This window comes from Sphingomonas longa (assembly GCF_016892685.1).
GTDB classification, from domain to species: Bacteria; Pseudomonadota; Alphaproteobacteria; order Sphingomonadales; family Sphingomonadaceae; genus Sphingomonas; species Sphingomonas longa.
This window is the reverse complement of the sequence record NZ_JAFEMC010000002.1, coordinates 502,210-526,004: the sequence shown is the minus strand read 5'-3', so window position 1 is coordinate 526,004 and position 23,795 is coordinate 502,210. Positions and strand designations below refer to the sequence as shown.

The window sequence follows — 23,795 nt, the reverse complement described above, 5'->3', positions numbered from 1 at the left end:
AGCGACGAAGCGCGCGCCCACCTCGCCCGGATGCTGATCGCGACCGGCAGCGAGGATCGCGCCGCCTTCCGCGAATTGTACCACCTGACCTCCGCGAAGCTTTTCGGCGTCGTGCTGCGTATCTGTGGCGACACCCAGGCGGCGGAGGATGTGCTTCATGACGTCTACCTCATCATCTGGCGCCGCGCCGGTGCGTGGGAACCCGGCCGCGCCAGCCCGATCACGTGGCTCGCGACGATCGCCCGCAATCGCGCGATCGACTGGCGACGGGCACAGAAGGTACGGCGCGCCGGCCCGATCGACGATGCATCCGACATACCCGACACAGCGCCCGACGCCGAATCGGAACTCGTCGCCGCGGGTGAGCGCCACTCGCTGCGTCACTGCCTGGAAGAACTCGAACCGCGTCAGGGAGAGGCTATCCGCACCGCCTTCTTCGACGGCATGACCTATGCCGACTATGCGGAGGCCCGCGGCGTCCCGCTGGGCACCGCGAAAAGCTGGATAAGACGCGGCCTCGCGCGGCTGAAGGAGTGCCTAGACCGTGACGCCTGAGCCCGACACCCACGATCCCGAGCCTCTGGACGTGGCTGCCGCGGAACTGGCGCTGGGGCTGCTCGACGGCGAGGAGCGCGCGGCGGCGTTGCGCCGCGTGCTGGCCGAACCCGCTTTCGCAGCGGAAGTGGAACGCTGGCGGCTGTATTTCGCGCAACTGTTCGACCTGTGGCCGGAGGCGGAAGCGCCGGAAGGGTTGATCGACCGCATCGACGAGTCGCTCGGCGGACCCAAGCCGTCGCGCACCCGGCGTGCGCCATGGCCGCTGATCGCGGTGGCGATGAGCGCGCTGGCCGCCGTGCTGCTGGTCGTCATCGCGCTCCGCCCCACACCGACGCCGCTGCCGGCACCGGTGCCGCAGGTTCAGGAGGGCTCGCGCACGCTGCTGATTGCGGCGCTGGGCGACGCCAAGTCGCCGGTCGCGGCGGCCTACCATCCCGAGAACGGGCTGATGCGCATCGCCGCCGCACCCACCGTGCCCGCCGCGCGCGTCGCGCAGCTATGGGCGATCGGCGGCGACGGCGTACCGCACCCGCTCGGCCTGCTGACAGCGGCGGGCACGGAACTGCGACTGGCGGCCGCGGATCGGGCTCGACTGGTGCCGGGAACGACCCTGGCGATCTCGGTCGAGCCAACGGGGGGATCGCCGACCGGGCTGCCGACCGGTCCGGTCGTTGCGACGGGCGCGCTGTCGGCGGTCTGACGGCTGTGGTAGGAGGATGGGCATGAACAAGCCTGCGCGATTTCCATCCGTCACCGGCGATACCGGCGGCACGGCGCGCTTCACCGCGGCGGAGTTCCTGCACATGGTCGAGGCGGGGGCCTTCGACGATATCCAGATCGAGCTTGTCCAAGGGGAACTCGTCCGCATGAACCCGCCAATGAACGAGCATGCGGGTCGGCAGGCCGAACTGATCGGGCAACTGTGGGCGGTGCTTCCCGATGCTCGCAATCGTCTTCGCGGGGAGGTCGCGATCGACTTGGGCGACGACACGATCGTCGCTTGTGATGTCGGACTATTGTCCGCCCCGTACGAAGGACATCGTTCCGTTGAGGCGGGTGCGATATTGCTGGCAGTCGAGATCGCCATGACGACCGCGGACCGCGACCTCGGCGTGAAACGCCTGCTCTATGCCAGCGCCGGTGTCCCGCATTACTGGGTCGTAGATGGCAAGCGATCGGTCACCCACGTCTTCGAGCATCCCGTCGACGGGGACTACGCCTCACTACGGCTAGTGCCGTTCGGCGAAACGCTGGCTGTCCCCGGCACATATGCGACCATCACGCTCGACTGATACTGGCGCCGCCATCATGCAAGCGTAGCGAAGCAATCCAGAGCGTCATGGTCTTGGCCTGACCGCCTCGCTGAGGCAGACGTAACGTCCGAGTCAGCGACGCCTCCATCCTCTCAACACTTCCACCTCAATCCAGATCGTTCTCGCTGATCACCACCAGCTCCTCGTCCTCGTTCCGCGCCAGCGCCTTGGCCCCGATCGCCGAGATCGTGTCGACATGCTTCCGGAACACCGCGACCGCGCGATCGTCCGGCACTTCGGCCCCCAGCGCCTCCAGCAGGTCGTATTGCGCGGCGAACGCCCGGCGCTGGTCGCCGATGTCCGCGGCGAACTCGACCCGGCGATCGTCGACATTATCGTATACGGTGGCGGTGTCGATCGTAAGCCGGTCTGCGGCCATGAAAAATCTCCTCTTATCAACCTGAAGCGCACAAGCGCGGCGACCTGTTCCCTCAGTCGTCCTCGTCCTCAAACCCGACCAGCGCCAGCGCCCGCGCCTTGATCTGGCGTGTCATGCACCAGTGGACCAACGCATCCTCGCGCCCGTGCGTCACCCACACCTCCTTGGGCGCGATCTCGGTCAGCGTATCGATCAGTTCATCCCAGTCGGCATGATCGGACAGGATCAGCGGCAACTCGACATTCTTCTGCCGCGCGCGCTGCCGCACCCGCATCCATCCCGATGCCATCGCCGTAATCGGATCGGGCAGCCGCCGCGACCAGCGATCGTTGAGTGCGGACGGTGGACACATCACCACATGCCCCGCCATCGCCGCCTTCGGCACGCCGGTCGCCGGGATCAGCTCCCCCAGACGGACACCCAATTCCTCGTACAGTTCGCAGAGGCGCTGGAGTGCGCCGTGGATGTAGATCGGCGCGACGTGGCCGCGGTCGCGCAGTTCCGCGATCACGCGCTGCGCCTTGCCCAGTGCATAGGCCCCGACCACGACGCAGCGATCGGGATTGGCGTGCAGCCGCTCCAGCAGCTTGTCGATCTCGTCGCCGGTATCCGGGTGGCGGAACACCGGCAGCGCAAAGGTCGCCTCGGTGACGAACACGTCGCACTTCACCGGCTGGAACGCCGCGCAGGTCGGGTCCGGGCGGCGCTTGTAGTCGCCCGACACGACGACCCGTTCGCCGCGATAGTCGAGCACGATCTGCGCCGATCCCAGCACATGCCCGGCAGGGACGAAGCCCACCTCCACATCGCCCATCCGAATGCTTTCGCCATAGGCGACCGGCTCGCCCGTTTGCGGACCGTAGCGCGCATCCATGATCGCCAGCGTCTCCGGCGTCGCCCACACCCGCTCGTGCCCGCCGCGCGCGTGATCGGCGTGACCGTGCGTCACCAGCGCCCGCGGTGTCGGTTCCGACGGATCGATCCACGCATCGGCGGGGCGGACATAGATGCCGTGGGGATGCGGTTCGATCCAGTCGCCGAGTTTCGCCATGCGGCTAGTACGCGCGACCGGGTCGGATGGAGCCGCCCGGATCGAAAACCTTGCCCCTGTCGTTCTTTAGCCCGACATAGAGAAGGAATGGATCATGAACGATCAGGTGGCGAGCAACTGGGCGGACGGCAGCCTCTGGGTGATCGTGGTGTTCGTCGGAGCATTCGTCCTGCTGGGCGTGATGATCTGGGCGCGCCAGAAGAACAAGGCGATCACGCCCGAGGAACATCGCCGGACGGAGCAAGCGACGCACGATCTGTACAAGGACGGGGCGACGGAAAAGCCGCACGACCGGACCTGACGCTACCGGCCCCACTGGCGGACTGGTTCGCCGCGCGCGGCTGGCGACCGCGGCGGCACCAGTGGGACATGCTGGCGGAGGGTCGCGCCGGGCGGCATGCGCTGCTCGTCGCGACCACCGGCGCGGGCAAGACCCTTGCCGGCTTCCTGCCTACGCTCACCGAACTGATCGAGGTTCCGACCGAGGGACTTCACACGCTGTACGTGTCGCCGCTCAAAGCGCTGGCCGTCGACATCCAGCGCAATCTGGTGACGCCGGTCGAGGAGATGGGGCTCGACATCCGGGTCGAGACGCGGACCGGCGATACGCCCTCCGACCGCAAGGCTCGGCAGCGGGTCAAGCCGCCGCACATCCTGCTGACCACGCCCGAATCGCTGTCGCTGCTGCTCAGCTACCCCGACAGCCTGACGATGTTCGCCGGCCTGCGCACGATCGTCGTGGACGAGGTCCATGCCTTCGCCACCGGCAAGCGCGGCGATCTGCTGTCCCTGTGCATGGCGCGCCTGCAACGGATCGCGCCGGCCATGCGTCGGGTCGCACTGTCGGCGACGGTCGCGGATGCGGACGGCTACCGTGCTTGGCTCGCGCCCGACGGCGACATCGACACCGTGAGCCTGGTGCAAGGCGAGCCGGGCGCGGACCCCGACATTTCCATCCTGTTGCCCGAGGATCGCGTCCCCTGGGCCGGGCATTCCGGGCGTTACGCCGCGGCGCAGGTGATGAAGGTCATCGAGGAGAACCGGACCAGCATCGTCTTCTGCAACACCCGCAGCCTGGCGGAACTGATCTTTCAGGATTTGTGGAAGGCCAACGACAAGGGCCTGCCGATCGGCGTCCACCACGGCAGTCTCGCGCTGGAGGCACGGCGCAAGGTCGAGGGCGCGATGGCGGACGGCAAGCTGCGTGCACTGGTCGCGACCGCCAGCCTCGATCTCGGCGTCGACTGGGGCGATGTCGATTGCGTCGTGCAGATGGGCGCGCCCAAGGGATCGTCGCGGCTGTTGCAACGGATCGGCCGCGCCAACCACCGGCTGGACGAATCGTCGAAGGCGATCGTCGTGCCCGGCAACCGCTTCGAATATCTGGAGGCGCGCGCTGCGCTCGATGCGGTGGAGGCGGGCGAACTCGACCCCGACCTGTTCCGCCCTGGTGCGCTCGACGTGCTGGCGCAGCACGTCATGGCCTGCGCCTGTGCGGGTCCGTTCCGTCAGGAGGACCTGCTGGACGAGGTGCGCTCCGCCCTACCCTATTCCGCGTTGACCGCGGACACGTTCGAACGCGTGCTCGGCTTTATCCGCGACGGCGGCTATTCGCTGCACGCCTATGACCGGTTCAAGCGGCTGGTGCAGGAAGCGGACGGGCTCTGGCGGATCGCGCACCCGAAGTTCGTCGCGCAGCACCGCCTGAACGCCGGCATCATCGTCGAGGCGACGATGCTCAACGTCCGCTTCCGCAACGGGCGCAACCTCGGCAAGGTCGAAGAGGGCTTCGCCGCGACACTGAGCCACGGCGACACCTTCTTCTTCGCCGGCCTGAGCCTGGAGGTGGAGAAGATCGACACCGAGGATTTGATCGTCCGCGCCACCAGCCGCCCCGCCCGCATCCCGACCTATGGCGGCAGCCGGATGCCGCTGTCGACCAACCTCGCCGACCGCGTCCGGCGCTTCCTCGCCACGCCATCGGAATGGGACCGCTTTCCGCCCGACGTGCACGAATGGCTGGACATGCAAGCGGCCCGCTCGATCCTGCCCAAGCCCGATCAGTTGCTGGTCGAAACCTTCCCGCGCGAGGGCCGAAACTACATGGTCGCCTATAGTTTCGAGGGATGGAACGCGCACCAGTCGCTCGGCATGCTCGTCACGCGCCGGATGGAGACGCAGGGGCTGAAGCCGCTCGGCTTCGTCGCCAACGATTACGCGATCGCCTGCTTTTCAGCGGAGAAGGTCACGGACCCCGCCTCGCTGTTCTCTGCCGATATCCTCGAACATGAGTTCGTCGACTGGGTGCAGCAGTCGCACCTGCTGAAACGCGCCTTCCGCGAGGTGGCGGTGATCGGGGGGCTCGTCGAGCGCCAGCATCCCGGCAAGCGCAAGACCGGGCGTCAGGTGACGTTTTCCACCGACCTGATCTACGACGTGCTCAGGAAGTACGAGCCGTCGCATCTGTTGTTGCAGGCGGCGTGGGACGACGCGCGCGCGCGGATGACGGACGTCGGCCGGCTCGCGAACCTGCTCGACCGCGCGGCCGACACGATGGTGCACATCGACCTCCCCCGCGTGTCGCCGCTGGCGGTGCCGGTACTGGTGCTGATCGGACGCGAGAAGGTGTCCACCAATGCGGGCGACGACGCGCTGCTGATCGAAGCCGAAGCCCTCGCGGCGGAAGCGATGCGCGCCGACTGACGACGCCCCGCGGTCCCGCGCGGCCCCTTGCCAAACCCGCACCACAGGCGCAGCCTCTTGGCATGGAGAGGATCGCCGCCCTGGCGTTCGTCGCCGCCGCGGCGTTCGCCGTGCCGGCCACCTCCCAGATCGTGCCTCCGCCGCCCCTGGACATACCCGTCGACGAACTCGCGATCGGCGAGGCCGACCTGCGCATGACCGTGCCCGTGTCGATCGCGGGCAAGGGGTCGTGGCCCTTCGTCATCGATACCGGCGCGGAGCGGACGGTCGTGTCGCACGAACTCGCCGACCGGCTGGCGCTGCTGCCCGGCCGCACCGTGCGGGTCATGACGATGAGCGGCAGCGTCGTCGCGCCGACCACGCTGGTGCCGATGCTGCGGCTGAAGGCGCTGACCCCCGATACGATCGAGGCGCCGACCTTCACGCGCGCCAATCTCGGCGCGATCGGCATGCTGGGAATCGACGCGCTTCAGGGGCAGAAGGTCGCGATTGACTTCGACCGCAACCGCATGACGCTGACACCTTCGAAGAAGCGGATGCTGCGTCGATCCTCGCCGGACGAGATCGTCATCGTCGCGCGGTCGCTCTACGGCCAGTTGATCGTCACCGATGCGCGCTGGCGGGGGAAGAAGATCGCTGTCGTCATCGACACCGGCTCACCGGTGACGATCGCCAACCCCGCACTGCTGCGGATCGCCACGCGCAAGCCACCGCCCTTCCTGGGCGCGATGTCCGTCATCACGCCGAGCGGCGCGACGCTCAGCGCCGACGCCTATCGACTGGAGCGGCTGGAGGTCGGCGGAGTCGCGTTCGACGGCGTGTCGGTCGCGGTCGCCGACGCCGCGCCGTTCGCGCGCTTCGGCCTCGGCGACACGCCCGCGCTGCTACTGGGCATGGAGACGCTGCGCCTGTTCCGCGCGGTCGAGATCGACTTCGCCAACCGCGCGATCCGCCTCACCCTGCCCCGCGGTTCGCGGGTGTCGGGCACGAGCGTGACGGGTTTCTGAGCGCCCGTTCCGTTCATGCCACCATTGCAAACCTCGTCTACCACCCGGGCGGAGGCCGGGGTCCAGTTGGAATGTCGGTGGTAATCTGTCGAGAACGTCAGCCCCCCGCCCGCCAAAGCTCAGCGCTTCGGCACCGGCGCCTTGCCCGTGTTCACGCCGCGCAGCGACTGGCCGGCGACGTTCAGTTCCGCGCCGCACCGCTTCAACTCGTTCTGCGGATTGGCTTTCTGGGCGGTCGCCTGCTGTGCCGCCCGCATCACGACCGCGCCGACGTTGGTCGACGCGTTGCGGCCCTTCAGCTTACCGACGTAATAGAGGATCCCCGCCTGCGCCATCGCGGCGGTCTGCGGATTGCCCTTCGACCCCATCGAACCGAGAACGGCGATGCAACGCCCGTCCGCGTCGGCACCGGTGGGGGCGGCTTGGGGGGCCAGGAGCAAGGCGGCGGCGAGTAGGATCACGAGCTGGACTTTCTGCAATGTTCGTCGCCCACCCTGAACCGCTCGCGGCGGAAAGCCAATCCCGTGCTTGCGCAGGCTGGCGCGGCGGGGCATTGGCAGGCCATGGTTCCCTTTTCGTTCGGCGGCCACGCAGTGATGGCGATGCCCGAGGGCGCGGTGTTCTGGCCGGCACGCGGCGCGTTGCTGGTCGCGGACCTGCATCTGGAGAAGGCGAGCTGGTTCGCCAGCAAGGGCCAGTTGCTGCCCCCCTATGACTCGATGGCGACGCTCGCCGCGCTGGAGGTGCTGGTGCAGCGGACGCAGGCGCGGGAGATCTGGTGCCTGGGTGATAGTTTCCACGATGTCGCCGGGTGCGACCGGCTGCCCGTGGCGGCGCAGGACACGCTGCGGGGGCTGACCACGACGACGCGCTGGACGTGGATCACCGGCAATCACGATCCCGCGATCCTCGATCGCTGTGGTGGCGAAGTTTTCGACGAGGCGATCGTCGACGGACTGGTGCTGCGTCACGAAGCCGACCCGAAGGACGTGCGGCCCGAAGTATCGGGGCATTTCCACCCCAAGCTGCGCGTGCGGGTGCGGGGTCGTCAGGTGGCGCGCCGCTGTTTCGTCGCCACCGCGACCAAGCTGGTGCTGCCGGCGTTCGGTTCGCTGACGGGAGGGCTGGACGTCGACCACCCTGCCCTCCGCGCCGCGGTCGGGCGCGAGGGTCAGGCGCTGATTCCGGTCGAGGACCGGCTGCTGCGGTTTCCGCTGGCGGCTTGATACACAGCCCCTCCCCTCGCTTCCCTTCCGGGAGGCGGTGGGCGAGGCGCTTCAGCGTACGGCCGGCCAGAGCTCCACCCGGTCCTGCCGTCCCCTTGCGGGGAACCGTTGCGAAGTACCTCCGCGGATGATCACCAAATCACCACTCCGGCGTAGGCCGGGGCGGCAGAAAAAGTTTCCGAATAGTCCCCCCAAGGAGAGGGAGAAAGACCGATGCGGGACGACCGCTACCGCGCCAGCGACGGGAAGCCGGCGCGGAAGGCGGCCAGCTTCGGCTTGTCCCACATCCGGATATAGGGATGATCCGGGTTCCGGTCGAAGAAGTCCTGATGATAGGCTTCGGCCGGAAAGAACTGGCCCTGTTCCAGCTTCGTCGCGATCGGCTTCCTGAACGCGCGCGTCGCGTCGAGCTGTGCGATGTACGCCCGCGCGACGCGCGCCTGCTCGGGCGATTGCGCGAAGATCGCGGAGCGGTAGCTCGGCCCCATGTCCGGCATCTGGCCGTTCACCTGCGTCGGATCGTGCGCGACCGAGAAATACACGCGCAGCAGCGTCGCGTAGCTGACCTGCCGCGGATCATAGGCGATACGGATCGCCTCTGCGTGACGCGTCGTCTCGGTCGACACTTGCGCGTAGGACGCGGTGGCGCGCGTGCCGCCGGCATAGCCCGCGGTGACGCTGCGGACGCCCTTCACATGCTCGAACACCGCTTCCATGCCCCAGAAGCATCCGCCGGCGAAGATCGCCGACTGGAGACCGGGCGCCGGCGCGACATCGGCGCGCGCCGCCGGAATCGGCACGGCGCGCTCGGCGTTCGCCTGGCTCATCGCAAAGGTCGCGGCGATCGCGACCATGCCCAGCCCCAGCGCCGCCGCCTTCATATCAGCGGACCTGATGCGTCGGAGCGAAGCGATGCTCCAGCTCGCGCGTGGCTTCGGCGGGCTGGATCGCCAGCAGGCCGACCGCGCCGAGCACGAAGCCACCGGCGAACTGCCACACGAAACTGGACTTCAGATGCTTCAACATAATCCCAAACCTTGATGACTTCGCCGGGTTGCCGACGAAGCTACGTTGCCTCCCATGTCGTGGATGCACCACGACACGACAAGATGACTGTCCTGAAACATAGCGTTGCAACACTGAACCTCGACTGGGTCGATCGTTCACGTGGCTGTCAGGCTCTGCGCCCCCCGGTCCGGGAGCGCGCGATTACTTCAGCGCGGCACATGCCTCCGCGATGCGCGCGCACGCCTCGGTCAGCAGCGCGTCCGACGTCGCGTAGCTGATCCGCATCGCCGGCGAGAGGCCGAACGCCGCGCCCTGCACCGCCGCAACCCGGGCATCGTCCAGCAGGTAGGTCACGAACGCCTCGTCATCGACGATCTTGACCCCCTTCGGCGTGGTCTTGCCGATCAGCGGCGCGAACGACGGATAGACGTAGAATGCGCCCTCCGGCGTCGGGCAGCTCATGCCGGGAATGTCATTCAGCGCCTTGACCACGAGGTCGCGGCGGACCTGAAAGGCGGCGGCACGCTCTTTCAGGAACGACTGGTCGCCGGTCAGCGCGACCGCTGCCGCGGCCTGCGCCACCGAACAGGGGTTCGACGTCGACTGCGACTGCAACTTCGCCATCGCCTTGATGAGCCACGGCGCACCGGCCGCAAAGCCGATCCGCCAGCCGGTCATCGAATAGGCTTTCGAACAGCCGTTCACGGTCAGCGTCCGCTCGTACAACTCCGGCACCACCTCGGCGATCGTCGCGAAACGAAAGCCGTCATAGGTGATGTGCTCGTACATATCGTCGGCGAACACCCATACGTGCGGGTGGCGCAACAGCACCTCGCCCAGCGCCTTCAGCTCGTCGACGGTGTAGGCCGCGCCGGTCGGGTTCGACGGCGAGTTCAGGATCACCCATTTGGTACGCGGCGTGATCGCGGCGTCCAGCACCTCGGGCGACAGCTTGTAATCCGCTTCGGGACCAGCCTTCACGATCACCGGCACGCCGCCCGCGAACTGGACGACATCGGGATAGCTGACCCAATAGGGTGCCGGAATCACCACCTCGTCGCCCGCATCGACGGTCGCGACGATGGCGTTGAACAGCGAATGCTTGCCGCCGACGTTCACGCTGATCTGGTTCGGGGTGTAGGTCAGGCGGTTGTCGCGCGCGAACTTCGTGACGATCGCGTCCTTCAGCTCGGGCGTGCCGTCGACATTGGTGTATTTGGTCTTGCCGTCGCGGATCGCCTGAATCGCGGCGTCCTTGACGAAGTCGGGCGTGTCGAAGTCCGGTTCGCCCGCGCCCAGCCCGATCACGTCGATGCCCGCGCGCTTCAGCTCGTTGACCCGCGTGGTGACGCCGAGGGTCGGCGACGGGCTGATGCGGTCGAGCGCAGCGGAGGCGTGCATGGCGGATGTCCCAAAGAGCAGCCCGGCAAGGGGCGGGGCCATTAGCCGCGCCGACGCCCTTTACGCAACCGCAACAATCGCTGGAATAAGCCCGCGCAACGCATTGCCGACGAAAAATCCGTCGGTCAGGTCGGCGCGGGTCAGCGTTGCGGGGCGCGCGCGGCCCGCCGCGATCAGGTCGGCGACCAGCACGCCGGGCAGCAGCGGGCCGGGTGGGGGCGTTAGCAATACACCGTCACGCTCCACGAACAGCGACGTGAAGCTACCCTCCGTCAGCACCCCGTCATGCTCGAACAGCACCTCGTCCGTGGCCGCCGCCCGGCGCGCCTCGTCGTAAAAGCCGCGGTCGCTGGTCTTGTGCCGCAGCCGCAGGTCGTGCGGCGAGACCGGCAGCGGGACGATCGCGACCGTCCACCCATCCCGCGGTGCAGGTGGCAGCGGCGACATCTCGACCGCCACCGAGCCGGAGGGTGCCAGCAACAGGCGGATGCGGCACGGGTCGCGCAGGCGGAAAGTCGCCGCCTGCAACTCGTTGCGCGCACCGTGGCGATCGAACGCGAAGCCGAACACCTCCGCACTCGCCTTCATGCGCGCCAGATGACGCTCCAGCAGCGGCATGCCCTCTTCCGGGTCGAACGCCATCGTCTCGATCAGGTCGAAGCTGACATGCCCCTCCCCCACGAACGCTCCCTTGGCCAGACATTCCTCCCACTCCGCCGCCGGGTCCGAATCGGCGACGATGCCCGCGCCCAGCGACAGCGTCGCAACGTCGTCGCCGCCCGCGATCGTCAACGTCCGGATCGCGACGTTGAACATCGCCGTGCCGTCCGGGTCGATATGCCCGATCGCGCCCGTATAAGCCCCGCGCGGGGCTCGCTCGGTCTCCGCGATCGCCTGCATCGCGCGGACCTTGGGCGCGCCGGTGATCGATCCACAGGGAAAAGCCGCGGCCAACACGTCGACCGCGTCGCGATCCGGGGCGAGCGTCGCGACGACCGTGGAGACGAGTTGGTGGACGGTCGGATAGGTCTCGACCGCGAACAGGTCCGGCACCGCCACCGATCCGGCGACGGCGACGCGCGACAGGTCGTTGCGCATCAGGTCGACGATCATCAGGTTCTCGGCACGTTGCTTGGCATCGAGCGCCAGAGCAGCGGCCAGCGTGGCGTCGGCGGACGGGGTCGCGCCGCGCCGCGCAGTGCCCTTCATCGGCCGGCAGGTCAGCCGATCGCCGTGGAGGGAGAAGAACAATTCGGGCGACAGGCTGATGAGCGTGTCCTTGCCCGTCTCGATCACCGCGCCATATCCGGCGCCCGCGGCACGGCGCAGTCGGGTATAGACCGCGAGCGGGTCGCCGACGATGCGGACGGCCGCGCGGAACGACAGGTTCGCCTGGTACAGGTCGCCCGCCGCGATCAGGCGCAGGATGGCGCGGACCTGATCCTCATAGTCCTCCCGTTCGATCAAAGGCCGTGGCGCGCCGATCCACGCACCGGCCGGATCGGGCGGCGGCGGCGGCGTGGTCCAGCCGTCGAACAGGCCGAACCAGACGAGCGGCGTCGTCGGCGCGACCGCGGTGATCGTCGGCTCGAAGGCCGCGCCCGCTTCGTAGGACAGGAACCCCGCCGCGTGCAGGCCGCGGCGGATACCGGCGCGGACCCGGTCGAGCGTCGCAGCGACCTGCCCAGCCTCGCACGTTTCGACCACCTCCACCGGCCCGGCGTAGAGCCGAGCGGGTGCACCGCCCTGCCGGGCGTCGTCGAGCAGGACGAACGGTGCTTTCGGCTGCATGTCCATGCAGATGCATCCTGCGCGCGGTCAGGGCAAGCATTGACCATGCGCGCGATCCTGCGCCAAGCAGCCGCCATGACCCAGCCTCCCCTTCGCGCCGTTATCGTCCCGGTCACGCCGCTCCAGCAGAATTGCTCGATCATCTGGTGCACCACGACGATGAAGGCGGCGGTGATCGATCCCGGCGGCGACCTGCCCCGCATCCGCGCCGCCATCGCGCAGGCGGGCGTCACGGTCGAAAAGATCCTGCTGACCCACGGCCATATCGACCACGCCGGCGAGGCGAAACCGTTGGCGGACGAACTCGGCGTGCCGATCGAGGGCCCGCACGAGGAGGACCGGTTCTGGCTCGCGCGGCTGGACGAAGACGGCCGCACGTACGGCATCCGCGGCGTGGTGTTCGAACCCGACCGCTGGCTGGTCGAGGGCGACACGGTGACGATCGGCGACCTGATACTCGACGTATACGAGACGCCCGGCCACACCCGCGGCCACGTCATCTTCCACCACCCGCCGTCGAAGCTGGCGCTGGTCGGCGACGTGCTGTTTCAGGGGTCCGTCGGCCGCTCCGACTTTCCCGGCGGCGATCACGACCAGCTGGTGCGATCGGTGGTGGAAAAGCTGTGGCCGCTCGGCGACGACACCGCCTTCATCCCCGGCCACGGCCACGCCAGCACCTTCGCGCACGAACGCGCCAGCAACGGCTTCGTCGGCGACGCGGTGCTGGCCGGGCAGTAGTGCGTCGGCCGACGATGCGTGCAAAGGCGACGCTGGCCTAGCGCCGCTCCCCCGCCGTCTTCGCCCGAACCGCCGCGAACTCGGACCCCGGCTTCCAGTCCGGCCATGCGCGCGAGGTCGCCAGCCCCATCGTCACCATCCGCACCAGATCGACATCCGCCGCCGCGCCGCGCAGGTCCCAGCCGGCATCCCACGCGTCGCACGTCTGGTGGTAGCAGCGCATATAGCCGTCCAGCCAAGCCTGCCCCGCCGCACGCCCGCCGGTGACGAGGTCGGGCGCTCCGCTGATCGCCATCAGCAGCAGCGTCGGCACCCCACGCCGCGCGAGGCTGAAGTGATCCGCACGATAGAACAGCCCCCGCTCCGGCAGCGCCTCTGGCGTCACCACCCGGCCCTGCGCGGTGGCGGCGTCGCGCAGCATGTCCTCCAGCGCGTTCTTACCGTCGCCGACCAGCATCACGTCGCGTGCGGGGCCACCCGTCTGGAGGATGTCGAGCGTCAGGTTCGCAACCGTCTTCGCGGCCGGATACACCGGATCGGCGGCATAGGTTTCGGACCCGAGCAGCCCCCGCTCCTCTCCCGTCCACACGCCGAAGACGAGGCTGCGCTCGGGGCGCGGCCCCGTGGCGGCGGAACGGGCGATCTCCAGCAGCCCGGCGACGCCCAACGCGTCGTCGTTCGCACCGGGGCGGATGCGGCGGCCCTGCGCGTCCGGCGCACCCTCCCCATACGCATCCCAGTGCGCGCCGAGCATCACGACTTCATCCGCGTGGCCGCTGCCGGGCAGGCGCGCCAGCACGTTGCGGCTGACCGCCCTCGTGACCGTCACCGGCAGGTCGGCTGCGAACGCCTGCCCCTTCAGCATCACCGGCCGAAAATCGGCGCGCCGGGCCGCTCTCCGTTGCTGGGCCAGATCGAGCCCCGCCGCGGTGAACAGCCGCGTCGCCGCCGCGCCCTCCAGCCACCCCTGCAGCAGCACGCGCGAGGCGGCCGGTTTCGCGACGTCGTAATTCTCGCCCGCCGGCGCAGTGACGGTCGCCCAGCCATAGCCGGCCCCGGCGGTGTCGTGGACGATCAGCGCGGCGATCGCGCCGCGCCGCGCGGCTTCCTCGAACTTGTAGGTCCAGCGCCCGTAATAGGTCATGCGCCGGTCGCCGAACTTGCCCGCCGCGTCGTCGCCCGGCTTCGCCTCGAAATCGGGATCGTTGACCAGGATGACGGCGACCTTGCCCTTCAGGTCCACACCCTTGAAATCATCCCAGCCCCGTTCGGGCGCGGAGACACCATAGCCGACGAAGACCATCGGCGCGGCGGCGATCGTCGTGCGCGTCACCGGGCGGACGGTACTCAGATACACGTCGCGCCCGATCGCGAGGGGCGCTCCGCCCGCCGATACCGTGCCGCTGCCAAGCTGCGTCCGCACCAGCGGCACGTCCTGCGTCCAGCTATCGCCGCGCCCGCCGGGTTGCAGCCCGGCATCCCTGAACGCGGCGATCAGCCAGTCGACCGTCTTCGCCTCTCCCGGCGTGCCGGGCGCACGGCCGCCGAACGCGTCGGAGGCGAGCGTCTTCACATCCGCGGACAGGCGTTCCGGCGAGATCGCCTGTGGCGGCGCGGAGGCGGCACCGAGCAACAGCGCCGCAAGGGGAAGCAGGCGGATCATTGCGGCGCCACCGTCAGCACGATCGGATGCCCCGCGGCGACGCGCGGCGCGGCCACCACGATCGCCAGCGCCCATCCTGCCAGCCCGGCGAGCAGCAGCCACGTCAGCACCGCGCCACCCGCGCGCAGGATGTTGGGCGCGGGTCGCAGCATGCCGATCCCGTGCGCGATCCGGGCGAGAACGAACGCACTCCCCAGCAACCACAAGGTCGTCGGCGATCCGCCCGCCAGTTCGATCAGCGCGATCAGGATCAGCACGAACGGGGCGTATTCCGTCAGGTTCGCATGCGCCCGCGTCCGCGCCAGCATCGTCGGATCGCCGCCGTCGCCGATCATCACCTTGCCCTTGACCCGGCCGACGCTGGTCCTGAGCGCCAGCCACAGGTTGAGCGCACCGCACGCGGCGGCGATGGTAAGCGAAACGGGCAGGATCATCGTCGTCGGCCTTCCTGTGGTATCGGGTCCGGGATGGACCGCCCGTCGCGGCACGGCAAGCCGCCAGTCCCCGCCGTCGAAACGCACCTCCGGCCGCATCGGAAGCACGTCGCGACGCTTGCAACCGCAGCCGAATTCGCTATAGCGCCACGCTTCGCGACGGACCCGGAATGCCGGCGCGGCCAATTCGGCCGTGCCCGACTTTTTTGTGTTCGTCTCCACCGGTATAAACACGACAAGGTGCCGCAATGGCCGTTCCCAAGCGAAAGACCTCTCCCTCCAAGCGCGGCATGCGTCGCGGTCACGATTCGCTGACCGTCGCGGCCTTTCAGGAGTGCCCGAACTGCGGCGAGCTGAAGCGCCCGCACGTGCTGTGCGGCGCCTGCGGCCATTATAATGGCCGCGAGGTCGTGTCGGTCGAGGCGTAAGCCTCCGAACGACTGGAACCGACGATGACCGAACAGCCCTGGATCGCCATCGATGCGATGGGCGGTGACGAAGGGCTGGCGGTGATGCTCGCCGGCGTGGCGCGGGCGCGCCGCGCGTTCGAGGGCAGCCGGTTCCTGCTGGTGGGCGACGAGGCGGCGATTCGCGAAGCCCTCGTCGCCCACCCCAATCTCAGTCAGAACGCCGAGGTCGTACACGCGCCCGAGGTCGTCGGGCCGAGCGAAAAGCCGAGCCAGGCGATCCGTCGCGCCAAACGCACGTCGATGGGCGTGGCGATCGATCTGGTGAAGCAGGGTCGCGCGGCGGCTGCCGTGTCCGCCGGCAACACCGGCGCGCTGATGGCGATGGCAAAGGTCGCATTGCGCACGCTGCCCGGCATCGACCGGCCGGCGCTCGCCGCGCCGTTGCCGACATTGGGTGACAACGACGTCGTGATGCTCGACCTGGGTGCCAATACCGAAGTCGATGCCCGCAACCTCGTCCAGTTCGCGGTGATGGGCGCGGCCTATGCCCGTACGATCATGGACCTGGAGCGGCCCCGCGTGGCGCTGCTCAACATCGGGTCGGAGGATCAGAAGGGCACCGACGTGATTCGCGACGCCGCGACTCAGTTGAAGGCGGCTGCGCACCTCCCGCTCGCGTTCACCGGCTTCGTCGAGGGCGACAAGCTGGCGCGCGGCAACCACGACGTGATCGTGTGCGACGGCTTTGCCGGCAACATCGCGCTGAAGACCGCGGAAGGGACGGCGCGGTTCGTCGCCGACCTGCTGAAGCGGGCCTTTACCAGCTCCATCCGGTCAAAGGTCGGCTTCCTGATCTCCCGCCCCGCGACCGAGCTGCTGAAGCATCATCTCGATCCCAACAACCACAATGGCGCGGTGTTTCTGGGCCTCAACGGCATCGTCGTGAAGAGCCACGGCAGCGCCAACGAGCGCGGCGTCGCCACCGCCATCGGCAACGCGACGAAGATGGCGCGCGCCGACCTCACCCGCCGCATCGCCGAGGATCTGGGGCTGGAGCATGTCGCCCGCCCCGCCCGACGTGCCGGCACTCCCAAGCCGCAGGACGCGGCGGCATGATCCGCTCGGTCGTGACCGGCACCGGGTCGGCCCTGCCGGCCCGCCGCGTGTCGAACGCGGAACTGGCGGCGCAGGTCGATACCAGCGACGAATGGATCGTCGAGCGGACCGGTATCCGCTTCCGCCACATCGCCGGCCCGGACGAGACGACGGGCACGCTCGCCACCGACGCCGCCCGGCGCGCGATCGAGGCGGCGGGGATCGCCGCCACCGATATCGACCTGATCGTGCTGGCGACGGCTACGCCCGACCAGACGTTCCCCGCTACCGCGACCAAGGTCCAGGCGGCGCTGGGCATCCTCGACTGCGTCGCGTTCGACGTGGCGGCAGTGTGTTCAGGTTTTCTGTACGCCGTGCAGGTCGCCGATTCGATGCTGCGCACCGGCGTCCACCGCCGCGCGCTGGTGATCGGGGCGGAGACGTTCAGCCGCATCCTCGATTGGGAGGATCGCACCACCTGCGTCCTGTTCGGCGACGGCGCCGGCGCGATCGTGCTGGAGGGGCAGGAAGTCGAACAGGACGGCCGCGGCATCCTTGCGACGAAACTGCACGCGGACGGTCGCTACAACGACCTGCTCTATGTCGATGGTGGACCGTCGACCACCGGTACCGTCGGCAAGCTGCGGATGAAGGGGCGCGAGGTATTCCGCCACGCCGTGACCAATCTGGCGGCCGTGATGACGGAGTCGCTGGGGATCGCCGGCATCGCCGCCGACGATGTCGACTGGGTCGTGCCGCATCAGGCCAATGCCCGCATCCTCGATGCGACCGCACGCAAGCTGGGCCTGGCACCCGAGACGGTCATCGTCACGGTCGACCGCCACGCGAACACCTCCGCGGCGTCGGTGCCGCTGGCCCTCGATGTCGGCGTCCGCGACGGGCGCGTGAAGCAGGGCGACATCGTCGTGCTGGAGGCGATGGGCGGCGGATTCACCTGGGGCGCGGCCGTCATCCGTTTTTAGCGGCAAAAACTTCATTCATGTGCGGTTCTCCTCTTTTCAACTATGTGTAACATAGAGCAAAGGGGCTTTCGAATCGCCTTGTGCCAGTGTAGGCGCGGCGAATGGGGAGCCTGGAATGAGTGAAGCAGGGACGTTGACGCGGGCCGATCTGGCCGAAGCACTGCATCATCAGGTCGGTCTGAGCCGCGCGGACTCAGCGGATATCGTCGAGCAGATCCTGTCGGAAATGTGCGAGAGCCTCGCCTCGGGCGAGAACGTCAAGATTTCCGGGTTCGGTACCTTCGTGCTCCGCGACAAGGGTGAGCGCGTCGGTCGCAATCCCAAGACCGGCATCGAAGTGCCGATCGCACCCCGCCGCGTCCTCACATTCCGAGCCAGCCAGATGATGCGCGACCGCATCGTCGGGGCTCCGGAGGCATAATCGTGGTCGGCGCGCCCACGCCCAAGGCGAGTGGCGCGCTGAAAACGATTGGCGAGGTGTCGGCGGACACCGGTCTGCCGCATCATGTGCTGCGGTACTGGGAGACGCGCTTTCCCCAGTTGCGGCCGTTAACCCGTGCCGGCAACCGCCGTTACTACCGCACCGACGACGTCGCACTGGTGCGGCGTATCGACGCGCTGCTGAACCACGAGGGCTACACGATCCGCGGCGTTCAGCAGTTGCTGGCCGCGGAGAAGAAGGGCACGGCTTCGCCACCTCCCTCGCCCGTCGCGGACACTGCTCCCTCACCTGCTGACCCGGACACCGCGGCATCGTTGCAGGCGATCCGCGCCCTGCTGGCGGATGCACTGGTCGAGGACGGCGTGTCCTCGGGGACCTGACACGTACCTCCGCTCCTTCGGGGCTGCGGGAAGGAGGATTGTAGCTGGCGACAGGGCACGTCCGCTAATTTATATGACCGACTGCGCCTGTGCCGACATCTCGTTCCTGGGACTGATCGACTTCGCTTCGAGCTTTAAGGCGATCGGCGCAAGTGCGCCTTTTACCGCAGACGTGCCTGAGACTTGCCCCTCCTAATTAGGAACTACAACTTTCCCCGCATCCATGTGCTCCCGCGAAGGCGGGAGCACAGTACTGGGCTCCCGCCTTCGCGGGAGCACATGAGCGGTATGTGTCTAGCGGGAACAATGACCGACATATCCGAGGCCTCTCAAGCGCGGCTTCATTGGCAAGAGGCTCAGCGGGCGGCGCTCGCTGCTCAGTCGACGCCGACCACGTCCGGGGAGACGAGGCTTCGACTGACGGCACAGGGCAGAAGAACCGCCGCGCTGCTCCATCGTCAAACCATTGCCGCCAGCCGCGGATCGTATCGAAGCCTTGAGCGCGATCTTTACGTCCCGAACTTCAGGATCGTCGCCTGCACCGTGTCCCATGTGACTTGCCGGACAAAGTTCGGAATGGGACGTTATCGCGAGCGGCTCGCTGGTGGAGGGGCCTTGCGAAACAGCCTCCTGTCTGGTGGCAAACTACCACCCCGGCGGAGGCCGGGGTCTAGTTGGGCAACGTTCCCGATCTCCTACCGCCGTAGTCCCAAGTGGACCCCGGCCTGTCCGGGATGACAGACGAGGTTCTGCAACAATCCCCGAAGCGGGAGTGAAGATGCACGTCGACGCCGTGCGGTGCGCGCCCAACGACATCGGCGCATTCGCGGGGCGCTGACCTCAGCGTTTTCCGACCCGCTCCACTATGCGATTGATTTGCAATAGCGCGGCTTGTACCGGTGCGGCCATGCCGATCAGCGTCGTAGTAGCGGAGAACCGTCGATGAAGCCCAGCCCTGGCATGGACTTGGCGGCATGACGACGCCGGTGATGCTGCTGATGGCGGTCGCCGCGATGATGCTCGTGCGGTTCGGTTGGGACGGCCGTCGCGGGGTGGCACTGGGGGGTTGGCTGATCGCCGCCGTCGCGGCGATCGGCGCGACCGTCGCCGATGGCGCGTGGGGCCTCGCGGTGACGATCCTCGCCGGCTCGGCCGCGGCGCTGGCGATGCTGCTCTACGCAGGCTGGACCTCCCCCGCCCGGCCACAGCGTCCCGCCCGCGTGGCGGCGGCGATCGCCTTACCACAACGCGCCTCCGAAATCGCGGCGCGGGTGTCGGTCTTCGTTCTCGTCGTACCCGTCGCCTTCGTCGCGGCGCAGTGGCTGGCGTTCGGCGTGCAGGCCGCGGCCCGGCGGGCCGGCGCGGTGGAGACCGATGCGGTCGTCATCACGCTGTTCCTGCAACCGATCGCCTGGGCGATCATCATCGCGGTGCAGATGACTCGCGCCGGCCCGTCGCGGATGATCGCCGCGCCCGCGTCCGCCGCCATCCTCGGAACCGTCTTCTGGAGCGTCGGATGAACGCGCCCTTCAAAATTGACACGCCGACCACGACGCCGGCCCCCGCCACGCTCGTGCAGCGCGCGCTCGGCGGCCACGCCGCGATCGGCCTGCTGGCGAGTGCCCTGCTCTATATCATCGCGCTGACCGGATCGCTGATCGTGATCCACGATCGCTGGCAACGCTGGGAACAGCCCAATATCGCCGAAACGGCATCGCTGTCGCCCGCCGCGGCACAGGCGGCGATGACTGCGGTCGTCGCCGGCGAGGCGGGCAAGCCGCGCACCACGCACCTCTACATCCGCATGCCGACGCCGGACCTGCCGCGCGCGGTGGTCACCACCGACAACGGTGCCTGGTATGTCGACGGTGCCGGAAAGGTCGTGGGGCGGGAGGCGCATGCCTGGACCGAGTTCGTCATCGGCCTGCACGAATATCTGCATCTTCCCGCGACGTTGGGGCTGATCGTCGTCGGCGCGTTCGGCGTGATGCTCGTCGGACTGGTCGTGACCGGCGTCCTCGCCCACCCCCGGATCTTCCGAGACGCCTTCCGCATCCGCACCCGCCACAACACCCAACTCGCGCGGGCGGACTGGCACAACCGGCTGGGCGTATGGACACTGCCGTTCGTGCTGGCGGTGGCACTGACCGGCGCGTTCATCGGGCTGGGCAGCGTCGGTACGACGCTACTAGCCCGCGCCTACACGAACGGCGCGGTCGAGCCGGTCTATGCGACGATCTTCGGCCACGAACCGAAGCCGGACGCGGCTCGCGCGCCCCTGCCCGATCTCGCGACTGCGATCCGCGCGCAGGCCACACAGGCACCCGGCACGACACCAACCTACGTCATCGCGCACGACCCCGGCACGCGCGGCCAGCACGTCCAGATCATTGCCGAGCATCCCCGCCGGCTGATCTACGGCGAAACCTATGCCTTTGACGGGCGCGGCGTCGCGAAGGGCAAGGTCGGGCTGTCCGATGGACCGATCGGCCGACAGGCGGCGGCGTCTGCGTACAATTTGCACTTCGGCAATTTCGGCGGGCTGGCGGTGGAGCTAGCCTATATGCTGCTGGGCCTGGGACTGTGCGTCGTCACCGCCACGGGCACCTCGCTGTGGCTGGAGAAGCGCCGCCGTCGCGGGCTGCACAGCCAGCGCATGGCGGCGTGCTGGGCGGTAGTGGTCTGGGGTACCCCGCTGGCGCTGCTCGCGGCGCTGTGGCTGCGCGGCGCCGCCGGGCCGGACGCGCCGCTGGTGGGCATGTTCTGGGGCCTGATGGCTGCGATGCTGGTGGCTGCGATCGCGTGGCCGCTCTGGGCCACGGCGGCACGGCTGCGGACGGTGGCGGCGGCAGCAGTGCTGGCGACGGCGGCCGGGCATGCGGCGCTGCTGCGGCCGGAGATGGGGGGACCGATCGCGATTGACCTGATCGCGGCGGTATCGGCGGGCGCGGTCCTGTGGCTGTTCCGCGGCGTGCGGACAGTCCGGTCGATCTAGCCGTCGAACCCCGACAGGAAGCCAGCGACGTTCGCCCCCAGCGCGTCGACCGCATAGCCGCCTTCCATCACGATCACCGTCGGCCACCCGCGATCGCAGATGTCGGCGGCGAGCAGCGGATAGTCGTCAGTCTTCAGTGCGAAGCGGGAGATCGGGTCCCCCTCCCACGTGTCCGCGCCGAAGCTGACGACCAGCAACCCCGGATCGAACGCGGCGATCGCGTCCAGCGCTTGGACCTGCGTGGCACGGAAAGCGGCCCGCGTCGTGCCGTGCGGCAGCGGCAAGTTGAGCGTTGCGCCCCTGCCCTCACCCTCGCCCACTTCATCGGCATGGCCCCAGTAGAAGGGATAGTCGCGCGCCGGATCGGCGTGGACCGAGGCGTAGAACACGTCGCTGCGCGTCCAGAAGATATCCTGCGTGCCGTTGCCATGATGATAGTCGATGTCGAGGATTGCGACCCGCTCCATTCCCGCGTCGCGCGCCGCCTGCGCAGCGATTGCGGCGACGTTCAGGTGACAATAGCCTCCGCAATAATCCGCGCCCGCGTGATGGCCTGGTGGGCGGCACAGCGCGAACGCAGCCTGCTGGCCGTCCAATACCGCGTGGGTCGCGGCGAGTGCGGTCTGCGCGCTGGCATAGGCAGCCGCCCACGTGTCGGGCGTGATCGGCGTCGTTGCATCGAAGCCGTGGCGGCCGAGCAGCGCATCAATCCGGTCGAGCTTCAGCGGGCGGCGGCCGACGATCGGAAAGGCATAAGGGATGGCGTTACCCGGCCGCCCCGCCTCCCGCCACAACCGCGCGGCATCCTTCAGAAACGCAACGTAATCCGGCGTATGGACCGCCAGGATCGGACCTTCGCCGCGATCAGCGGGTTCCGCCGCACCGCCGATCGCACGCAGGATCGCTTCCGCTCGCGCCGGGGTTTCGGCATAGTCGGTGAAGCTACCGTTGTGCAGTTCGCGCGCAGGCGCGTGGATCAACTGGGCGGGGGAGAAGAAGCGTTGCATACCGGCTTTTTGGCGGCGACGAGGCGCAGGACGCAATAGCCGATCAGCGCCGATGCGATCGATCCGCCCAGCACGCCCAGCTTCACCTCCTCCGCCAGCACCGGGTCCTCCGGGAAGGCGAGTTGACCGATGAACAGGCTCATCGTGAAGCCGATCCCCGCGAGCAACGCGACGCCGTAAACCTGCATCCACCCCGCGCCGCCCGGCCGTTTGGCAAACCCCAGCCGCTCGGCCAGCCAGATTGCGCCGATCACACCCGCCTGCTTGCCGACGAACAGTCCGGCCGCGATGCCGACGACCAGCGGATGCAGCAGCGTCTCGGCGCTGATCCCTTGCAGCGACACGCCGGCATTGGCGAAGGCGAACAGCGGGACGACGCCGTACAGAACAGGTCCGGCCAGAGCGTGCTCGATCCGGTGCAGCGGCGAATCGGGCTCGTCGGGAACGCCCGGCGATAGCGTCAGCGGGATCGCCGCCGCCGCCAGCACGCCCGCGACCGTCGCGTGGACGCCGGACAGCAAGACGCAATACCATAACACCACGAACCCGAGTAGATACGGCCAGACCGCCCCGACCTTGTGCCGGTTGAGCGCCATCATCGCCGCCAGCGTTCCCGCCGCCGCCGCCAGTGCCCCGAGATCGACCGCGGGCGTGTAGGCGAGCGCGATGATTGCCACTGCACCCATATCGTCGACGATCGCCACCGCAGTCAGGAAGATCTTGAGTGACGGCGGCACCCGGCTGCCGAGCAGCGCGAGGATGCCGACGGCGAAAGCGATATCGGTCGCCGCGGGGATCGCCCAACCCCGCGCAAGGCCGGGCGTACTGCCGGCGACCGCGAAATAGATCAGCGCAGGTACAGCCATCCCCGCCGCCGCGACTATGATCGGCAGGCGGCGCTTTTTGGGATTGGCAAGCTGTCCATCGACCAGCTCCCGCTTGATCTCCAGCCCGACGAGCAGGAAGAACAGCGCCATCGCGGCATCGTTGATCCACAGATGTACCGTCATCGACCCCAGCGCGGGAGCGATGACCGGTCCAGTGGTCCAGTGCAGGAACGCCTCATAGACCGGCGCGGTCGCCGACAGATTTGCCGTGACCATCGCCACGACCGCCGCCGCAATCAGCACGGCACCACCCCCCGCTTCCCCGACGAGGAAAGCGCGGAGGGCGGAGAGGGGGCGACGACGGATCATGACGACAGGCCTAGC

26 protein-coding genes are annotated in these 23,795 nt (G+C 68.4%); 15 read left to right on the top strand and 11 right to left on the bottom strand.

Annotation, left to right across the window (positions count from 1 at the left end; translation table 11 throughout):
- Positions 1 to 30: 30 nt before the first annotated feature.
- From ILT43_RS08565 to ILT43_RS08555, 3 genes are read left to right on the top strand one after another with little or no spacing between them, the layout of a single operon-like run.
- The gene (locus tag ILT43_RS08565) at positions 31 to 555 is read left to right on the top strand and encodes a sigma-70 family RNA polymerase sigma factor (RefSeq protein WP_239474426.1); all 525 of its coding nucleotides are present in this window, start codon (positions 31 to 33) and stop codon (positions 553 to 555) included.
- Positions 545 to 1,258 carry an anti-sigma factor domain-containing protein gene (locus ILT43_RS08560; protein WP_204198538.1) on the top strand — a complete coding sequence of 238 codons (714 nt, stop codon included), beginning with the start codon at positions 545 to 547 and terminating at the stop codon, positions 1,256 to 1,258. The genes ILT43_RS08565 and ILT43_RS08560 overlap by 11 nt, the downstream gene beginning before the upstream one ends.
- A gap of 22 nt (positions 1,259 to 1,280) precedes the next feature.
- Positions 1,281 to 1,850 (top strand): Uma2 family endonuclease, encoded by a 570-nt coding sequence (locus tag ILT43_RS08555; protein ID WP_204198537.1) that lies wholly within the window; start codon positions 1,281 to 1,283, stop codon positions 1,848 to 1,850.
- 127 nt (positions 1,851 to 1,977) lie between these two features.
- Here the strand turns inward: ILT43_RS08555 and ILT43_RS08550 are convergent, their stop codons facing one another.
- Both ILT43_RS08550 and ILT43_RS08545 read right to left on the bottom strand, forming a co-directional pair.
- Complete coding sequence (locus tag ILT43_RS08550; protein WP_204198536.1) at positions 1,978 to 2,250, bottom strand: hypothetical protein; 273 nt, start codon at positions 2,248 to 2,250, stop codon at positions 1,978 to 1,980.
- A 52-nt stretch (positions 2,251 to 2,302) separates the two neighbouring features.
- Complete coding sequence (locus ILT43_RS08545; RefSeq protein WP_204198535.1) at positions 2,303 to 3,301, bottom strand: ligase-associated DNA damage response exonuclease; 999 nt, start codon at positions 3,299 to 3,301, stop codon at positions 2,303 to 2,305.
- 94 nt (positions 3,302 to 3,395) lie between these two features.
- Here ILT43_RS08545 and ILT43_RS19490 point away from each other — a divergent pair, with 94 nt between their 5' ends.
- The 3 genes from ILT43_RS19490 to ILT43_RS08535 all read left to right on the top strand — a co-directional run bounded on the left by ILT43_RS19490 (position 3,396) and on the right by ILT43_RS08535 (position 7,011).
- Entirely contained in the window at positions 3,396 to 3,602 is a 207-nt protein-coding gene (locus ILT43_RS19490) for a hypothetical protein (protein ID WP_055841837.1), read from the top strand.
- 14 nt (positions 3,603 to 3,616) lie between these two features.
- A complete protein-coding gene (locus ILT43_RS08540) occupies positions 3,617 to 6,004 on the top strand; it encodes a ligase-associated DNA damage response DEXH box helicase (RefSeq protein ID WP_275431438.1) in 2,388 nt (795 codons plus the stop codon).
- A gap of 62 nt (positions 6,005 to 6,066) precedes the next feature.
- Positions 6,067 to 7,011 (top strand): retroviral-like aspartic protease family protein, encoded by a 945-nt coding sequence (locus ILT43_RS08535; RefSeq protein WP_204198533.1) that lies wholly within the window; start codon positions 6,067 to 6,069, stop codon positions 7,009 to 7,011.
- A gap of 119 nt (positions 7,012 to 7,130) precedes the next feature.
- On the opposite strand, the gene ILT43_RS08530 is transcribed toward ILT43_RS08535, so the two are convergent.
- The gene (locus ILT43_RS08530) at positions 7,131 to 7,472 is read right to left on the bottom strand and encodes a hypothetical protein (protein WP_204198532.1); all 342 of its coding nucleotides are present in this window, start codon (positions 7,470 to 7,472) and stop codon (positions 7,131 to 7,133) included.
- A 102-nt stretch (positions 7,473 to 7,574) separates the two neighbouring features.
- On the opposite strand from ILT43_RS08530, the gene pdeM reads away from it, so the two are divergent.
- Positions 7,575 to 8,237: a ligase-associated DNA damage response endonuclease PdeM gene (pdeM, locus tag ILT43_RS08525; protein ID WP_204198531.1), complete on the top strand. Its 663-nt coding sequence runs from the start codon at positions 7,575 to 7,577 to the stop codon at positions 8,235 to 8,237.
- Positions 8,238 to 8,464: 227 nt separating this feature from the next.
- On the opposite strand, the gene msrA is transcribed toward pdeM, so the two are convergent.
- The 4 genes from msrA to pabB all read right to left on the bottom strand — a co-directional run bounded on the left by msrA (position 8,465) and on the right by pabB (position 12,443).
- On the bottom strand, positions 8,465 to 9,091 hold the full coding sequence (msrA, locus tag ILT43_RS08520; RefSeq protein WP_425530293.1) for a peptide-methionine (S)-S-oxide reductase MsrA: 627 nt from the start codon (positions 9,089 to 9,091) through the stop codon (positions 8,465 to 8,467).
- A 28-nt stretch (positions 9,092 to 9,119) separates the two neighbouring features.
- Positions 9,120 to 9,263: a hypothetical protein gene (locus ILT43_RS08515; protein WP_204198529.1), complete on the bottom strand. Its 144-nt coding sequence runs from the start codon at positions 9,261 to 9,263 to the stop codon at positions 9,120 to 9,122.
- A 183-nt stretch (positions 9,264 to 9,446) separates the two neighbouring features.
- On the bottom strand, positions 9,447 to 10,646 hold the full coding sequence (locus ILT43_RS08510) for a pyridoxal phosphate-dependent aminotransferase (protein WP_204198528.1): 1,200 nt from the start codon (positions 10,644 to 10,646) through the stop codon (positions 9,447 to 9,449).
- Positions 10,647 to 10,706: 60 nt separating this feature from the next.
- On the bottom strand, positions 10,707 to 12,443 hold the full coding sequence (pabB, locus tag ILT43_RS08505; protein ID WP_204198527.1) for an aminodeoxychorismate synthase component I: 1,737 nt from the start codon (positions 12,441 to 12,443) through the stop codon (positions 10,707 to 10,709).
- A gap of 69 nt (positions 12,444 to 12,512) precedes the next feature.
- Between pabB and ILT43_RS08500 the strand changes: the two genes are divergently transcribed.
- Positions 12,513 to 13,175, top strand: a complete 663-nt coding sequence (locus tag ILT43_RS08500) for an MBL fold metallo-hydrolase (protein ID WP_204198526.1) — start codon at positions 12,513 to 12,515, stop codon at positions 13,173 to 13,175.
- Between the two features lie 37 nt (positions 13,176 to 13,212).
- On the opposite strand, the gene ILT43_RS08495 is transcribed toward ILT43_RS08500, so the two are convergent.
- Together ILT43_RS08495 and ILT43_RS08490 are read right to left on the bottom strand one after the other, a co-directional pair.
- Positions 13,213 to 14,838 carry a M28 family peptidase gene (locus ILT43_RS08495; protein WP_204198525.1) on the bottom strand — a complete coding sequence of 542 codons (1,626 nt, stop codon included), beginning with the start codon at positions 14,836 to 14,838 and terminating at the stop codon, positions 13,213 to 13,215.
- Positions 14,835 to 15,272, bottom strand: a complete 438-nt coding sequence (locus tag ILT43_RS08490; RefSeq protein WP_204198524.1) for an MAPEG family protein — start codon at positions 15,270 to 15,272, stop codon at positions 14,835 to 14,837. The genes ILT43_RS08495 and ILT43_RS08490 overlap by 4 nt, the downstream gene beginning before the upstream one ends.
- A gap of 248 nt (positions 15,273 to 15,520) precedes the next feature.
- On the opposite strand from ILT43_RS08490, the gene rpmF reads away from it, so the two are divergent.
- The 7 genes from rpmF (at position 15,521) to ILT43_RS08455 (ending at position 21,577) form a co-directional block, all read left to right on the top strand.
- A complete protein-coding gene (rpmF, locus tag ILT43_RS08485; RefSeq protein WP_055841808.1) occupies positions 15,521 to 15,700 on the top strand; it encodes a 50S ribosomal protein L32 in 180 nt (59 codons plus the stop codon).
- A 24-nt stretch (positions 15,701 to 15,724) separates the two neighbouring features.
- Positions 15,725 to 16,798 (top strand): phosphate acyltransferase PlsX, encoded by a 1,074-nt coding sequence (gene plsX / locus ILT43_RS08480; RefSeq protein ID WP_204198523.1) that lies wholly within the window; start codon positions 15,725 to 15,727, stop codon positions 16,796 to 16,798.
- Positions 16,795 to 17,760, top strand: a complete 966-nt coding sequence (locus ILT43_RS08475; RefSeq protein ID WP_239474233.1) for a beta-ketoacyl-ACP synthase III — start codon at positions 16,795 to 16,797, stop codon at positions 17,758 to 17,760. Before plsX ends, ILT43_RS08475 begins: the two co-directional genes overlap by 4 nt.
- Before the next feature lie 115 nt (positions 17,761 to 17,875).
- Positions 17,876 to 18,181 (top strand): integration host factor subunit alpha, encoded by a 306-nt coding sequence (locus tag ILT43_RS08470; RefSeq protein WP_204198522.1) that lies wholly within the window; start codon positions 17,876 to 17,878, stop codon positions 18,179 to 18,181.
- A gap of 2 nt (positions 18,182 to 18,183) precedes the next feature.
- Positions 18,184 to 18,582, top strand: a complete 399-nt coding sequence (locus ILT43_RS08465; RefSeq protein WP_204198521.1) for a MerR family transcriptional regulator — start codon at positions 18,184 to 18,186, stop codon at positions 18,580 to 18,582.
- Between the two features lie 974 nt (positions 18,583 to 19,556).
- The gene (locus tag ILT43_RS08460) at positions 19,557 to 20,102 is read left to right on the top strand and encodes a hypothetical protein (protein ID WP_204198520.1); all 546 of its coding nucleotides are present in this window, start codon (positions 19,557 to 19,559) and stop codon (positions 20,100 to 20,102) included.
- Entirely contained in the window at positions 20,099 to 21,577 is a 1,479-nt protein-coding gene (locus tag ILT43_RS08455) for a PepSY-associated TM helix domain-containing protein (RefSeq protein WP_204198519.1), read from the top strand. Before ILT43_RS08460 ends, ILT43_RS08455 begins: the two co-directional genes overlap by 4 nt.
- On the opposite strand, the gene ILT43_RS08450 is transcribed toward ILT43_RS08455, so the two are convergent.
- Positions 21,574 to 22,584, bottom strand: a complete 1,011-nt coding sequence (locus ILT43_RS08450; RefSeq protein WP_204198518.1) for a histone deacetylase family protein — start codon at positions 22,582 to 22,584, stop codon at positions 21,574 to 21,576. The two genes, ILT43_RS08455 and ILT43_RS08450, sit on opposite strands and share 4 nt — an antisense overlap.
- The gene (gene nhaA / locus ILT43_RS08445; protein WP_204198517.1) at positions 22,554 to 23,780 is read right to left on the bottom strand and encodes a Na+/H+ antiporter NhaA; all 1,227 of its coding nucleotides are present in this window, start codon (positions 23,778 to 23,780) and stop codon (positions 22,554 to 22,556) included. Before nhaA ends, ILT43_RS08450 begins: the two co-directional genes overlap by 31 nt.
- Positions 23,781 to 23,795: the final 15 nt, after the last annotated feature.